A 13,593-nucleotide genomic window follows, 5' to 3' on the forward strand; every position below is an offset into this window, starting at 1 on the left:
GATATGATTTACGGACGTAATATCCTCTCGGCCTCAGGGCGAGGCCGGGAGGATTTTTTTGCCCCTCGACTATGGCCAACGCCGCAAGCTGCGCGCGCCGCGCGGCCTGGCCTGGGCCGCGGGCCTCGCCGCCTTGGGTCTGGCGGCGGGTCTGACCTGGAACTGGCGGGCCCACCGGGCGATGGAGCGCGACCAGGGCTGGATCAGCGCCGCGCCGCCGTGCCCCGGCCTGACGGCCCAGGCCTACCGCGGCCGCTACGCGGCCCATGAACGGGTGACGGACTATGCCGGCGCGACGCTGGCCCGCCAGTTCGGACATGTGATGTGCAAGGACGTCGACACCGCCGGCGGCTTCGGCTTCGTCACCCACCCGGTCTGCCAGTTCACCAGCCCGACCGCCTTGCGGGTGCATGGGCCGAGCGGCGAGGCCTTCTTCGAGCCCGGCCCCGGCCATCTGGCGACGGTCAGCGTGGAGCGCCGCCGCACCCTCTGCGCGCTCGGCGGCAAGTTCACCCTGTTCGAGGACCCGACCCAGTAGGGATCGGCGGGCTCAGGTCCCCGGAAGCGTGTGGAAGCTCTGCACCAGGCTGCCGCAGACCAGCCGCCAGCCGTCCACCAGGACGAAGAAGATCAGCTTGAACGGCAGGCTCACCACCACCGGCGGCAGCATCATCATGCCCATGCTCATCAGGACGCTGGCCACCACCAGGTCGATGACCAGGAAGGGCACGAACAGCAGGAAGCCGATCTCGAAGCCGCGCTTCAGCTCCGAGATCATGAAGGCCGGCGTCACCACCTGCAGGGGCGTGTCCTGGGCCGTGGCGGGCTTGGGAATGCGCGAGAGCTTGATGAACAGACCCAGGTCGTCGCGGTCCACCTGCTGCAGCATGAAGGCTTTCACCGGCGCCGCCGAGGCGTTGAACGCCGCTGGCAGCTCCATCTGCTGGTTCATCAGGGGCTTGATGCCGTCGTTGTAGGACTTCTCCAGGGTCGGGCCCATGACGATGGCGGTGAGGAAGATGGCCAGCGAGACCATCACCGAGTTGGGCGGGCTCTGCTGCAGGCCGAGCGCCGTGCGCAGCAGGGACAGGACGACGATGATCCGCACGAAGGCGGTGGTCATGATGACGATGGACGGGGCCAGCGACAGCACCGTCATCAGGCCGATCAGCTGCACCACCCGCTCGGTCAGGCCGCCGCCGGTGCCCAGGTTGAGGTTCACCGACTGGGCCATGGCCGCGACCGGGAAGGCGAGGGTGGCGAGCGTGGTCAGGACCGCCAGGCCGGCGGCGCGGCGCCATTCCTCGGCGGGCAGGGCGCGGATCGCCTTGAAGAGCTCGCGCATCAGGAGCGGCCTTTCCGTACGTCGATCTGGGACACCACCTGGCCCTCGCCCAGCAGCAAGAGACGCTCCTGGCCGTCGCAGGCCACGATGACGAGGCGGCGGGCAGGGTCGAGCACCAGGCTTTCCACCACCGTCAGCCGCCGCTCCTTCCGCTGGATCGCCAGGCGGCCGAGCGCGTCGGGGCCGTAGCGGCGCAGGGCCACCGCCGCCAGGCCGATCAGGCCCAGGGTCAGGAGGAGCGCGAAAGCCGCTCGGGCGAAATCGGTGAAGGTCATGGCGCTTCTGCGGCCTTCCAGGGAACAGGCGCGTAAGAGACGTGCGAGTCTCTTAAGTCGGGGTTAACCCTGTTTCTTCACCATGCCGGCCATGGACCTGACCGACGTTCCAATCCTGTCGATGCTGAAAGGCCGGATGGGGTATCTCACCGAGCGGCAGCGGGTGATCGCCGAAAACGTCGCCAACGCCGACACCCCGGGCTACATGGCCCGCGACCTGAAGCCCACCAGCTTCCAGGCCCATTTGCAGGCCCAGGGATCGTCCTCGACGCCCGGCGTGGCGCCGGCCGGAACGCTGGCGGTGACCCAGCCCGGCCATATGCAGCCCCCTGGCTCGAAGCCCGGCATGAAGGCGGTGAAGGCCCCCGATTCCGAAGAGACCCTGGACGGGAACGGCGTCGTGCTCGAGGACCAGATGGTCAAGCTCACCGACACCCGGATGGAATTTGACGCGACGGTCGGCGTCTACCAGCAGGCGAACGCGCTGCTGAAGCTGGCCGTCAAGCGGCCCGGCAGCAGCTAAGACGAGAGGTAAGGACCGATGGCCAACGACCCGACCATGCCGAACGTCACCCAGTCCATCGCGGTGTCGGCCCTTCGCGCCCAGCAGGCGCGGATGCGGATCATCGCGGAGAACCTGGCCAACGCCACCTCCACCTCCAAGACCCCAGGCGGCGACCCCTATCAGCGCCAGGCGCCGGTGTTCCAGGCGACCCCGATGGCCGGCGGCGGCATGGGCGTGAAGATGACCCGCGCCGTGCCCGACAAGAAGCCCTTCGAGTCGACCTACGACCCGGGCAACCCCTCCGCCGACGCCAAGGGCTATGTGAAGAGTCCCAACGTCGATCCGCTGATCGAAGCCATGGACATGCGCGACGCGCAGCGGGCCTACGAAGCCAACCTCAACGTCATCGAGACGTCGCGCTCCATGAACCAGCGCACCCTCGACCTCTTGAAGCAGTAGGATCCTAAGCCATGATGACCGCGCTCGCGGCCGCCAAGGCCTACGCCAGCACCCAGAAGTCCGCCCTCACCGGCGAGGGCGGCGATATCGGCGCGCCCACGGCCTCGGCCGGCGGCGGCTTCGGCGACATGCTGAAGTCGGTGATGGCCGGCACCCTGCAGACCACCAAGACCGCCGAGGCCCAGATGCTCGCCCAGTCGCAGGGCAAGGGCCAGTTGCTCGACGTGGTGACCGCGGTCTCCGACGCGCAGCAAAGCCTGTCGACGGTGATGGCGATCCGCGACCAGGTGATCACCGCCTATCAGCAAATCATGCAGATGCCCGTTTAAGCTCGTGCTAGGCCATGGGCCATGGCCGGGGCGGCGATCGAGCTTTCGGGGGTTGAGAAGCGCTACGGCGGGGTCCTTGCCCTGGCCGGCGTCAGCCTTACGGTCGAGACCGGCAGCTTCACCGCCCTGGTCGGCGGATCGGGCTCCGGCAAGACCACCCTCCTGAAGACCGTCAACCGCCTGGTGAGCCCCGACGCCGGCGAGATCCGCGTGCTGGGACAGGACGTGACCGGCGCCGATCCGCACCTCCTGCGCCGCAAGATCGGCTACGTCTTCCAGGAGGTGGGCCTCTTCCCGCACCTCAGCGTCGCCGAGAACATCGCCATCACGCCCAAGCTCCTGGGCTGGGACGCGCGGCGGATCGATGGGCGGGTCGCCAACCTGCTGGGTCTGGTCGACCTGCCGCTGGAAGTGGGCCGCCGCGCGCCGGCGGCGCTCTCCGGCGGCCAGCGCCAACGGGTCGGCGTCGCCCGGGCGCTCGCCGCCGAGCCCAAGCTGATGCTGATGGACGAGCCGTTCGGAGCCCTCGATCCCCTGACCCGCGATGCGCTGGGGACCGACTACCGCGCCCTGCACGAGCGGCTGGGCCTGACCACGGTGATGGTCACCCACGATATGGCCGAGGCGGTGCTGCTGGCCGACCGGATCGTGGTGCTGCGCCGGGGCGCGGTCGTCGCGGACGGCGCGCCCGCGGACCTCCTGGCCCAAACCGCCGACGACGAGGTCCGCGCCCTTCTGGAAGCGCCGCGCCGCCAGGCGCTGAAGCTGGCCGCCAAGCTGGGCGGCGCGGCATGAGTCCGCGGCTTTCCCAGGCCTTCGCCGTCCTGCCCGAATACCTGGGCTGGCACGTGCTGCTGAGTTTCAGCGCGCTCGCCCTGGGCCTGGCGATCAGCCTTCCGCTGGCGGTGGCGGCGAGCCGCAGCGCGCGGCTGCGCTGGCCGCTGCTGGCCGTCGCCAGCCTGATCCAGACGATCCCCAGCCTGGCGTTGCTGGCGCTGTTCTATCCGCTGTTGCTGGCGGTCTCGGCGTTGAGCCGCGCGGCCTTCGGCGCCGGCTTCTCGGCGCTGGGCTTCCTGCCCTCGCTGCTGGCGCTGACCCTCTATTCCATGCTGCCGATCCTGCGGAACGGGGCGGCGGGCATCCTGGGCGTCGACGCCGCGGTGAAAGAGGCCGCCGACGGGGTCGGCATGACCGCGAACCAGCGGCTGTGGCGGGTGGAGCTGCCCCTGGCCGCGCCGGTGATCATGGCCGGCGTGCGCACCGCCGCGGTCTGGACCATCGGGGCCGCGACGCTCTCGACCCCGGTCGGCCAGACCAGCCTCGGCAACTACATCTTCGCCGGCCTGCAGACCGAGAACTGGGTCTTCGTGCTGTTCGGCTGCGCGGCTTCCGCCGTGCTGGCCCTGGCAACCGACCAACTCCTGGGTCTGATCGAGACCGGGACCAAGCGGCGCAGTCCGCGCCTCTTGTGGATCGGACTGGGCGGCCTCGTGGGCGGCGTGGCGCTCGCGGTCGCGCCCCTGGCCGCCGGCCTCGACAGGACCCAGGCCTACACCGTCGGCGCCAAGAACTTCTCCGAGCAGTACATCCTGGCCGAGCTGATGGCGCAGCGGCTGGAAAAGGCCGGCGCCCAGGTGAGCCGCAAGGAGGACCTGGGCTCGGCGGTGGCCTACCGCGCGCTCGCCGCCGGGGAGATCGACGCCTATGTCGACTATTCCGGGACCCTGTGGACCAACGTCCTCAACCGCAAGGACAATCCCGGCCGCGCGGAGGTCCTGAAACAGCTCACCGCCGAACTGAAGCGGCGCGACGGGGTCACCGTCCTGGGCTCGCTGGGCTTCGAGAACGCCTATGCGCTGACCATGCGCCCCGACCGCGCCAAGGCGCTGGGGATCGCGTCCATCGCCGACCTGGCCGGCCAGGCGCCGAAGCTGACCCTGGGCTCGGACCTGGAGTTCCTGTCGCGGCCGGAGTGGAAGGCGGTCGAGGACGCCTACGGCCTGAAGTTCAAGGCCAAGCGCTCCTACCAGCCCACCTTCATGTACCGCGCCCTGATGGGCGGCGAGGCCGACGTGATCAGCGCCTTCTCCTCCGACGGCCGGATCGCGGCGGACCACCTGGTGATCCTCACCGATCCCAAGGGGGCTATCCCGCCCTATGACGCCGTGGTGCTGATCTCTCCAAAGCGGGCGCACGACAAGCGCCTCATCGACGCCCTGCAGCCCTTGATCGGCAAGATCAACGTGGGCGTCATGCAGGCCGCCAACCTCAGCGTCGACCGTGACGCGGGCAAGGCCTCGCCCGCCGAGGCGGCGAAGGCGCTGGATCGGCAGATTCTGCCCAGCCCGTAGGCTTTCATTAACCATGCCGGACCATGCTGGCGACGTCCGCAAGAGCGCGGATTTATCCAGTTTTTCAAAGAGGTCTTTATGAGCGGCGCCGAGGTTCTTGACGTCGGGCGCGACGCCATCTGGCTGACGATCCAGCTCTGCGCGCCGGTGCTGATCGTAGGCCTGCTCGTGGGCGTCGGCATCGGCCTCCTGCAGGCCCTGACCCAGATCCAGGAAGCGACCCTGGTCGCCGCCCCGAAGATCGTGGCGATCTTCATCTCGCTGCTGGTGTTCCTGCCGTTGATGGGCGCGTTGATGAACGGCTTCATGCGCCACATCGCCGAACGCATCGCCAGTCTCTGACGGCAGGCCGGCCGCCGCCATGGAGCACTACGCCCCCGCCCAGCAGATCTACGCCGCCGGCCTGATCTTCGCGCGGCTGAGCGCCGTTGTGATGCTGATCCCGGGCATCGGCGAGACCTTCGTCCCCGTCAATATACGTCTCGCCTTCGCCGTCCTCCTGGCCCTGGTGCTCTATCCGATTGTCGGGACCCTGGTCCCGGCGATCCCCGCCGATGTGGCCGGTGTGGCGCTGGCGGTGATCAAGGAGACCGCCATCGGCCTGATGATCGGCTCCATCCTGCGGTTCTTCATGGCGTCGCTGGCCACCACCGGCGAAGTCATCTCGATTCAGACGACGCTGAGCTTCTCCCAGACCGCCAACCCGACCCAGGCCCAGCCGACCACCAGCGTCGGCACCTTCCTGGGCCTCTTGGGCATCCTCCTGGTGATGACCACCAACCTGCACCACCTGTTCCTGTCGGCGATCGTGCGCTCCTACACGATCTTCCCCTTCACCAGGCCGATCCCGCTGACCGACGCCAACACCCTGGCGATCCAGACGGTGGCGAAGTCATTCGCCCTTGGCCTGCAACTCGCCGGCCCGGTGATGGCGCTCGCGCTGATCGTCAATGTGGCGACCGGCCTGGTCGGGCGGGTGATGCCGCAGTTCCAGATCTTCCTGGTGGTCTCGCCCCTGATGGTGCTCCTCGGCCTGTCGGTCCTGGGGCTCAGCCTGGGGGTGATCGGGATGGTGTGGGTCGACCACTACCGCGACCTGCTGGCGATCTTCGCGTGACCGCATGAGCGACACGAACGACGCAGCGTCGAAAACAGAAGAGCCGACACCGCGCAAACTCCAGCAGGCGCGCGAGAAGGGCGAGGTGGTCAAGACCCCGGACCTGGGGCCGTTGGCCTCGCTGGCCGGCGCGGCCACGGTGATCGTGCTGGGCGGCGGCTACCTCTCCCGCCACCTGATTGCGACCATGACGCCGTTCCTGGCGGACCCCGACAGCATGAGTTTCGACGGCCAGGGCGGCATGCAGATCATGCGCCAGGCGCTGCTGGCCGTGGCCCCGGTGATGGGGGCGGTGATGCTGGCCGCCTGCGCCGCCGGCGTGGCGGGCAACCTCGTGCAGACCGGCCTGATGTTCAGTCCGGAAAGACTGGCCCTCAATTTCGAGAAGGTGTCGCCGGCCGCAGGCTTCAAGCGGCTGTTTGGCATCGACAACTTCGTGAACTTCCTGAAATCGCTGGTGAAGATCGGGATCACCGGCCTGATCGCCTGGTGGGTGCTCAGTCCTCATCGCACCGAGCTCGAGAACCTGGCCGGCATGGAGCCGACAGCCGTGCTGGGTTTCGTCATCGACATCCTGAAGCGGCTGCTCTTCGCGGTGATCGCCTTCCTGGTGGTGGTGGCCGGCGCCGACTGGCTCTGGCAGCGCCAGCGGTTCATGCAGCGGATGCGGATGACCAAGGAGGAGATCAAGGAGGACTACAAGCAGTCCGAGGGCGATCCCCACATCAAGGCCAAGCAGCGTCAGATGCGCAATGAGCGCTCCAAGCGCCGGATGATGGCCCAGGTGCCCAAGGCCACGGTGGTGGTGATGAACCCGACCCACTACGCCGTGGCCCTGCGCTACGAACCCGGCGAGGCGCCCGCGCCGATCTGCGTCGCCAAAGGCCTCGACAGCCTCGCGCTCAAGATCCGCGAGATCGCCGAGGAGGCCGGCGTGGCGGTGATCGAGGATCCGCCGCTGGCCCGCGCCCTCTATGCGGCGGTGGAGATCGACGAGATCATTCCGCCGGCGCACTATGAGGCTGTGGCCAAGGTCATCGGCTTCATCCTGAACGCCGGGCGCCGCGTGCGGGCGAAGTCGCTCCGCTAGTTCTGCAACCGGCCTGCAATCGTCCCGTAACCTGACCGCGTACGCCGCCCCGCGCCTGTGAGAGAATGCACGTGACCGATTCGCCGGACCTCGCCCGCCGAGGCTCCAAGATGGAGACTTTGTCTCAGGCCATGGCCGAACCGCAGGTCCGTAAGGCCCGTAAGGGGCGCTTCGAGCCGCTGACGGCCGCCGCGGTCGTGTTCTTCCTCATGGCCGTGGCCTTCGCCGCGGCGCCGGCGATGAACGCGGGGCCGACCACTTTGGCAGGCTTGCTGCTGCTGATCGGCCTGGCCGGGGTGGCGTGCCTGGGGCTGTTTGTCCTCCGCGGTTCCGCCGACGCCCCGGCCGAGGCCGAACCGGGCGCCGAGCAGCTGGTCGACGCGCTCAGCGAACCGGCGGCCATCGCCGCGCCGGATGGCAAGCTGCAGGCCTCCAACGCCGCCTGGAAATCGACCTTGGGCCTGGGCCCCCGCCTGCCGAAGGGCGGCTCGGCCGCCGCCGGCCTGTTCTACGCCATGACCTCGGCGCGCCGGGGCGAGGCCGCCCGCGCCACGATCAAGGCCGCCGGCGCCGAGCACGAGGTGCTGGTCTCACAACTCGGTCCGCGCCGCTTCCTGGTGCGGCTGACCGGACCGGGCGTCGGCGCGCTGGCCCTGCCGCCAGCCGCCATGGAGGTCCTGACCGCTTTCACCGGCGCCATGCCGCCGCCGCCCAAGGTGTTGGACGCCTTCGCCGCGGCCTCGCCCTTCGGCGCGGCCCTCCTGGAGGGCGAGGACCCCTTCGAGTCCTTGATCGTCGAGGCCAATCCGGCCCTGAAGGCGGTGGCCGGCGGCGGCGAGAAGGGCCAGGCCTTCGGCGAGCTGATCGAACCCGCCAGCCGCGCCGACGCCGCGCAGAAGCTGGCCAGCGGCCAGGGCTCCGGCGCCCCGCTGGAGGTGCGCCTGGCCTACGACCCGGCGCGCATCGCCCACCTCTATCTCTCCAAGAGCGACCACCGTTTCGTGGCCTATCTGGTGGACGTCTCCGAGCAGAAGCAGATCGAACTGCAACTGGCCCAGAGCCAGAAGATGCAGGCCATCGGACAGCTGGCCGGCGGCGTGGCGCACGACTTCAACAACCTGCTCACCGCCATCTTCATGCAGCTCGACGTGCTGGCCACCCGCCATCCGGTGGGCGATCCCAGCTATGAGGGGCTGAACGAGATCAAGCAGACTTCGACGCGGGCCGCCGACTTGGTGCGCAAGCTGCTCGCCTTCTCGCGCAAGCAGACCGTGCAGCGCGAGATCCTCGACCTGGGCGAGCTGATCAGCGAGTTCGAGGTGCTGCTGCGCCGCGTGCTCTATGAGGACGTCAAGCTGACCACCGACTACGGCCGCAACCTGCCGCAGGTGCGCGCCGACCGCGGCCAGCTGGAGACCGCGGTGATGAACCTGGCGGTCAACGCCCGCGACAGCGTCCGCGCCCACGGCGGCGGCTCGGTGAACATCCGCACCGCCCGCGTGACCCAGGAACAGGCCCAGGCCCTGGGCTATCCCGGCGCCCAGGGCGACCAGGCGTTGATCGAGGTCTCCGACGACGGCCCGGGCATCCCGCCGGCGGTGATGGACAAGATCTTCGACCCTTTCTTCACCACCAAGCCGGTGGGCGAGGGCACGGGCCTGGGCCTGGCCACCGTCTACGGCATCGTCAAGCAGTCGGACGGCTGGATCGCGGTGGATTCCAAGCCCGGCGAGGGCGCGGCCTTCCGCATCTTCCTGCCGGTGCACATCCCGGTGGCCGGCGTCGCCCCCGCGCCCGTGGCCCAAGGTCCCAAGCGGCCGGTGGCGCGCGACCTCTCCGGGGCGGGCCGCATCCTCTTCGTGGAGGACGAGGACGCCGTGCGCGGCGTGGCCGCCAAGCTGCTGCGCGCCCGCGGCTACGAGGTGATCGAGGCGGCGAGCGGCGAGGAGGCCCTGGAACTGGCCGAGACGCACGCCGGGTCCATCGACCTGATGATCTCCGACGTGGTGATGCCCGGGATGCAGGGCCCGGACCTCCTGAAGCAGGCGCGGCGCTATCTCGGCGCGGCGCCGGTGATGTTCATCTCCGGCTACGCGGAGAGCGAGTTCTCCGACCTCCTGGAGGGCGAGGCCAACGTCTCCTTCCTGCCCAAGCCGATCGACATCAAGACCCTGGCCGAGCGGGTGAAGCAGGAACTGCAGAAGGCCGCCTAGCGAGCGGACGGGGGCGGCCGCGCTTGCCTTCCGGCGCCGGCGCCGCCAAACATCCGGCGACCGCGACCTCCTCAGCCGAAAGCCTTCCGTGCCACCCGCCGATCCCACCGCTCCGACGCCGCCCGCGTCCGAACCTTCCGCGCCCGCGCCCCGGGTCCTCAATGCCGCAGAGGTCTGGACCCTGGCGGTGACGGCGCACCGCGAAGGCCGGTTCGCCGAGGCCGAGCGGCTCTACCGCACCTTGCAGGGCACGCGCCCGACCTCGCCCACGGCGCTGAACCTCGGCCTCCTGCTGGAGGACGGCCGCCGGTGGACGGAGGCCGAAACGGTCTATCGCGATCAGCTGAAGATCGACCCGAAGGATCCGGTGCAGCAGCGCCAGCTCGCCTTCCTGCTGCTGCGCCTGGGCCGCTATTCCGAGGGCTGGCCCCTCTACGAAGCGCGCATGCTGAAGCCCGGCGAGAACCGCAAGCCGGCCTTGAGCTTCCCCGAGTGGCGCGGGCAGCCGGTCGGCTCCCTGCTGATCGCGCCCGAACAGGGCCTGGGCGATCAGATCCAGTACGCCCGCTATATCGCGCCCCTGATGGCGCGCGGGGTGCGGGTTTCGGTGGTCTGCCCGCCGCCGTTGACGCGGCTCTTCGGCCACCTGGGCTGCACGGTGATTCCCGCCGAGGGCCAGGTGACCATCCCGCAGCATGACGCCTGGGTGCTGACCGCCAGCCTGCCCTGGCGCATGGGGACGACGCTGGAGAACATCCCGCAGCCGCCCTACCTGCCGGGTGGCGAAGGGGGCGAAGGCATCGGCCTCGTCGCCCGCGGCGCGCCGAACCACCCCGACGACGCCAACCGCTCCATGCCGGAGGACATCGCCCAGGGCCTCGCGTCCCTGCCGGGCGTGCGCCGCCTGGAGCGCGACGCCACCGGCGCCCGCAACCTGGAGGAGACCGCCGAGATCCTGCGCGGCCTGGAAAAGGTCATCACCGTAGACACCTCCGTCGCCCACCTGGCCGGCGCCATGGGCAAGCCCTGCTGGCTGCTCCTGCCCTACAAGGGCGACTGGCGCTGGATGACCGGGCGCACCGACAGTCCCTGGTATCCGTCGATCCGCATCTTCCGCCAGCCCGCGCCCGGCGACTGGGCGAGCGTCGTGGCCGAGGTGCATCAGGCGCTGGGCCGGCCGGCGTCATGACCGGGGCGGGCGCGCCAAACGATTGGCCCGCGCTCGCCTATGATGACTGGGCCGACACTGCCGCGACCCTGCGCCTGTGGACCCAGGTCGTGGGCAAGGTCCGCATGGCGCTGACCGCGCCGGTGAACCATTGGTGGCACGTGCCGCTCTATGTGAACGCCCGCGGATTGACGACTTCGCCGATGCCGGTCGGCGGGCGTGGCGTCGAGATCGCGTTCGACTTCCTGGACCACGAGCTCTCCATCGCTTGCAGCGACGGCCGGCGCGAAGCCCTGGCGCTGCGGCCGATCAGCGTGGCGCAGTTCTATCGCGAGACCTTCGCCGCGCTTGCCCGCCTGGGCGTCGCGCCCGACATCTGGACGACGCCTTGCGAGATTGAGGCGCCGATCCCGTTCGAGCTGGACGAGGTCCACCGCGCCTACGACCCGGCCGCCGCCCAGCGGTTCTGGCGCGCCCTGGTGCAGGCCGACCGGGTGATGAAGGCCTTCCGCGGCCGCTTCATCGGCAAGGCCAGTCCCGTCCACTTCTTCTGGGGCAGCTTCGACCTGGCGGTGACACGGTTCTCCGGCCGGCGCGCGCCGCCGCATCCGGGCTCGGCGGTGCTGCCGGCCTCGGTCAGCGTCGAGGCCTATTCGCACGAGGTGTCGAGCTGCGGCTTCTGGCCGGGCGGCCCGGGGATCGCGCCCCTGTTCTACGCCTACGCCTATCCGGAGCCCGCCGGCTTCGCCGCCGCCCGGGCGCGGCCCGCCGAGGCCCGCTGGGACGCCGGCATGGGCGAGTTCGTCCTGCCCTATGCGCAGGTGCGCGGGGCGGCCGATCCGGACGCAGTACTGCTGGACTTCTTCCAGTCGACCTACGAAGCCGCCGCCGACCTTGCCGCCTGGCCGCGCGGGGAGCTCGAACGCTCAGGAGACCCCGCATGACCGACCCGGCTCCCGCCAAACCGCGCCTGCCGCTCGCCGCCTGGATCGGCCTGGCCGCCGCCGGCGCCGCAGTGGGGGCCGTGGCGATCGGCGCCCTGTCGATCGGAGCGGTCGCGATCGGGGCGCTCACCGCCGGGCGGGTGCGCATCAAGCGCCTTGAGGTCGACGAACTCACCGTGCGCCGGCTGAACCTGCCGGACGGCGCGCCGCGGCCCTGAAGCGGGCTACTTGCGGACCCGCAGGACCATCTTCCAGGCCTCGAAGACGTTGTTGTAGGCGCGCACGGCGTGATCGAGCTCAGCCTTCGGCAGGTCGCCGGCGTTGAACCGCGAGCGATAAGGCTCGGCCAGCAACCCCTGGTAAGAGACCAGCTTGAAGTCGACGCCGAGGTAGAGGCCGAGCGGGGTGTTGGCGATGTTGCGGCGCGCCCACTCCTCGTTCAGCTCGCGGTCGAACAGCCGCAGCGTCTCCGGCGAGATCGGCCGCACATGGGTCGGGTCGTTCAGGAAGTGGTCGTGCCGCGGGTGGGGCACGTTGATCAGCACCTGGGCGTCGGGCGCACAGATCCGGTAGAGCTCGCGCATGATCGCCAGGAACACCTTGGGATTGCCGCCCATGTGCTCCAGCGAATGGTTGAAACGCACCTCTTCGGCGCAGTTGTCGGCCCAGGGCCAGGGCGTCTGCTCCAGGTCAGCCACCTCGTCGGGTTTGGACGCTGGGGAAGAGTCAACGTTGACGTAGCCGGCCAGCTTGTGCTGGCCGCAGCCCATGTTGAATTTCAGCACTCGGTTGGCCTCTCGCCGCGTCAGGCCGGCGTCTTAGCCGCTGGCGTGGCCGCGCCATAGGGGGAAAGGTCGATGCCGGGATAGCGCAGGGCCACGTCGCTCAGGGTCTGGGCGTTCCAGTAGGGATCGCCGGGCGGCGGCCAGCCGAACAGGTCGCGCTGGCGCGGCGTCATGGCGACCATCGCCTCCTTCCAGCCCGGGTTCAGCGTCCGGTCGGGCCAGGCGAGCTTGCCCTGCCAGCGCCAGCCGCGCTTCTTGAAGTCCACCGGCATGACGAAGCGCGAGCGGCGCGGCGCCTTGAAGTTGGAGCCGCGGTGGAAGACGTCGGTCTTGTAGATCAGGATCGAGCCCGCCGGCCCGGTGACGGCCACCTCGTCCTCGAAGAAGACGCCCATCTCGGTTTGGGTGATCCCGAGCGGGATGTCGCGGGTCTTCGCCAGCGGCACCGCCTTGGTGGGGCCGTCGAGCTCGGTCACGTCCGACAGCAGGATGAAGCAGGTCATCTGCGGCATCAGCTGGTCGGCGCGCGGGACCACGATGGTGTGGTTCTCGTAGTCGCGGTGGTGGTGCTGGTCGTAGTCGATGGCGCCGGCGTACTTGGCCCAGAGTTCGACCTTGTAGCAGTCGATCTCGGTGGTTTGCAGGAAGCGCTCCGCCGCGTCGATCAGGTCCGGGTAGACCGCCACGCGGTTCAGCGCCCAGGACGGATAGGGGAAGAAGCGCAGGCCCGCGAACTGGCTCTTGGCGTACTGCGGATAGGCGCGGGGTTTGGCGAAATAGTCCCGCGGCCGGGGATAGACCTCCCAGAGCGCGTCCTGGGCGGCGCTCAGGGTTTCCTTGTCCAGGAAGCCTTCGACCACGGTGAAGCCGCGGTCGAACACCTCGGCCAGGTTCTCGTCTGGAATCCTCATCGCGCCAGTGAACCGCCATGCCTACACGCATGCAACCGACCTTGCGTCGGCGCCCGCAAGGCGCGAGCCTTGGGGCATTAGAACAAAAGCCATTTGGAGGA

Annotated in this window: 17 protein-coding genes; 13 read left to right on the forward strand and 4 right to left on the reverse strand. The window is 69.5% G+C overall.

Annotation, left to right across the window (positions count from 1 at the left end; genetic code table 11):
* Positions 1–58 precede the first annotated feature (58 nt).
* Positions 59–538 (forward strand): hypothetical protein, encoded by a 480-nt coding sequence (locus E8A49_RS08325; RefSeq protein ID WP_293378885.1) that lies wholly within the window; start codon positions 59–61, stop codon positions 536–538.
* Between the two features lie 12 nt (positions 539–550).
* Here the strand turns inward: E8A49_RS08325 and fliP are convergent, their stop codons facing one another.
* Positions 551–1,348 carry a flagellar type III secretion system pore protein FliP gene (gene fliP / locus E8A49_RS08330; protein WP_293379084.1) on the reverse strand — a complete coding sequence of 266 codons (798 nt, stop codon included), beginning with the start codon at positions 1,346–1,348 and terminating at the stop codon, positions 551–553.
* Positions 1,345–1,620: a flagellar biosynthetic protein FliO gene (locus tag E8A49_RS08335; protein WP_293378888.1), complete on the reverse strand. Its 276-nt coding sequence runs from the start codon at positions 1,618–1,620 to the stop codon at positions 1,345–1,347. The genes fliP and E8A49_RS08335 overlap by 4 nt, the downstream gene beginning before the upstream one ends.
* Positions 1,621–1,711: 91 nt before the next feature.
* Here E8A49_RS08335 and E8A49_RS08340 point away from each other — a divergent pair, with 91 nt between their 5' ends.
* The 12 genes from E8A49_RS08340 (at position 1,712) to E8A49_RS08395 (ending at position 12,014) form a co-directional block, all read left to right on the forward strand.
* Complete coding sequence (locus tag E8A49_RS08340) at positions 1,712–2,143, forward strand: flagellar basal body protein (RefSeq protein WP_293378891.1); 432 nt, start codon at positions 1,712–1,714, stop codon at positions 2,141–2,143.
* Between the two features lie 18 nt (positions 2,144–2,161).
* Complete coding sequence (flgC, locus tag E8A49_RS08345; RefSeq protein ID WP_293378894.1) at positions 2,162–2,584, forward strand: flagellar basal body rod protein FlgC; 423 nt, start codon at positions 2,162–2,164, stop codon at positions 2,582–2,584.
* Between the two features lie 11 nt (positions 2,585–2,595).
* Positions 2,596–2,913 (forward strand): flagellar hook-basal body complex protein FliE, encoded by a 318-nt coding sequence (locus E8A49_RS08350; RefSeq protein ID WP_293378897.1) that lies wholly within the window; start codon positions 2,596–2,598, stop codon positions 2,911–2,913.
* 21 nt (positions 2,914–2,934) lie between these two features.
* The gene (locus tag E8A49_RS08355) at positions 2,935–3,708 is read left to right on the forward strand and encodes an ATP-binding cassette domain-containing protein (RefSeq protein ID WP_293378900.1); all 774 of its coding nucleotides are present in this window, start codon (positions 2,935–2,937) and stop codon (positions 3,706–3,708) included.
* The gene (locus E8A49_RS08360; RefSeq protein ID WP_293378903.1) at positions 3,705–5,264 is read left to right on the forward strand and encodes an ABC transporter permease/substrate-binding protein; all 1,560 of its coding nucleotides are present in this window, start codon (positions 3,705–3,707) and stop codon (positions 5,262–5,264) included. Before E8A49_RS08355 ends, E8A49_RS08360 begins: the two co-directional genes overlap by 4 nt.
* A gap of 78 nt (positions 5,265–5,342) precedes the next feature.
* Positions 5,343–5,606, forward strand: coding sequence for a flagellar biosynthesis protein FliQ (fliQ, locus tag E8A49_RS08365; protein WP_293378906.1), 264 nt, complete (start codon positions 5,343–5,345; stop codon positions 5,604–5,606).
* Positions 5,607–5,625: 19 nt separating this feature from the next.
* On the forward strand, positions 5,626–6,381 hold the full coding sequence (gene fliR / locus E8A49_RS08370; RefSeq protein ID WP_293378909.1) for a flagellar biosynthetic protein FliR: 756 nt from the start codon (positions 5,626–5,628) through the stop codon (positions 6,379–6,381).
* A 4-nt stretch (positions 6,382–6,385) separates the two neighbouring features.
* Positions 6,386–7,471 (forward strand): flagellar biosynthesis protein FlhB, encoded by a 1,086-nt coding sequence (flhB, locus tag E8A49_RS08375; protein ID WP_293378912.1) that lies wholly within the window; start codon positions 6,386–6,388, stop codon positions 7,469–7,471.
* 131 nt (positions 7,472–7,602) lie between these two features.
* Positions 7,603–9,684 (forward strand): cell cycle histidine kinase CckA, encoded by a 2,082-nt coding sequence (cckA, locus tag E8A49_RS08380; protein WP_293379087.1) that lies wholly within the window; start codon positions 7,603–7,605, stop codon positions 9,682–9,684.
* Between the two features lie 88 nt (positions 9,685–9,772).
* Positions 9,773–10,873, forward strand: a complete 1,101-nt coding sequence (locus tag E8A49_RS08385; RefSeq protein WP_293378915.1) for a glycosyltransferase family 9 protein — start codon at positions 9,773–9,775, stop codon at positions 10,871–10,873.
* Positions 10,870–11,796 (forward strand): DUF5996 family protein, encoded by a 927-nt coding sequence (locus E8A49_RS08390; RefSeq protein WP_293378918.1) that lies wholly within the window; start codon positions 10,870–10,872, stop codon positions 11,794–11,796. Before E8A49_RS08385 ends, E8A49_RS08390 begins: the two co-directional genes overlap by 4 nt.
* Entirely contained in the window at positions 11,793–12,014 is a 222-nt protein-coding gene (locus E8A49_RS08395) for a hypothetical protein (RefSeq protein ID WP_293378921.1), read from the forward strand. The genes E8A49_RS08390 and E8A49_RS08395 overlap by 4 nt, the downstream gene beginning before the upstream one ends.
* A gap of 6 nt (positions 12,015–12,020) precedes the next feature.
* Here the strand turns inward: E8A49_RS08395 and E8A49_RS08400 are convergent, their stop codons facing one another.
* Together E8A49_RS08400 and E8A49_RS08405 are read right to left on the reverse strand one after the other, a co-directional pair.
* Positions 12,021–12,581 carry a hypothetical protein gene (locus E8A49_RS08400; protein WP_293378924.1) on the reverse strand — a complete coding sequence of 187 codons (561 nt, stop codon included), beginning with the start codon at positions 12,579–12,581 and terminating at the stop codon, positions 12,021–12,023.
* A 20-nt stretch (positions 12,582–12,601) separates the two neighbouring features.
* A complete protein-coding gene (locus tag E8A49_RS08405) occupies positions 12,602–13,492 on the reverse strand; it encodes a phytanoyl-CoA dioxygenase family protein (protein ID WP_293378927.1) in 891 nt (296 codons plus the stop codon).
* Positions 13,493–13,593 lie beyond the last annotated feature (101 nt).

The sequence above is a fragment of the Phenylobacterium sp. genome (genome assembly GCF_004799515.1).
In the GTDB taxonomy this organism is placed as follows: Bacteria; Pseudomonadota; Alphaproteobacteria; order Caulobacterales; family Caulobacteraceae; genus Phenylobacterium.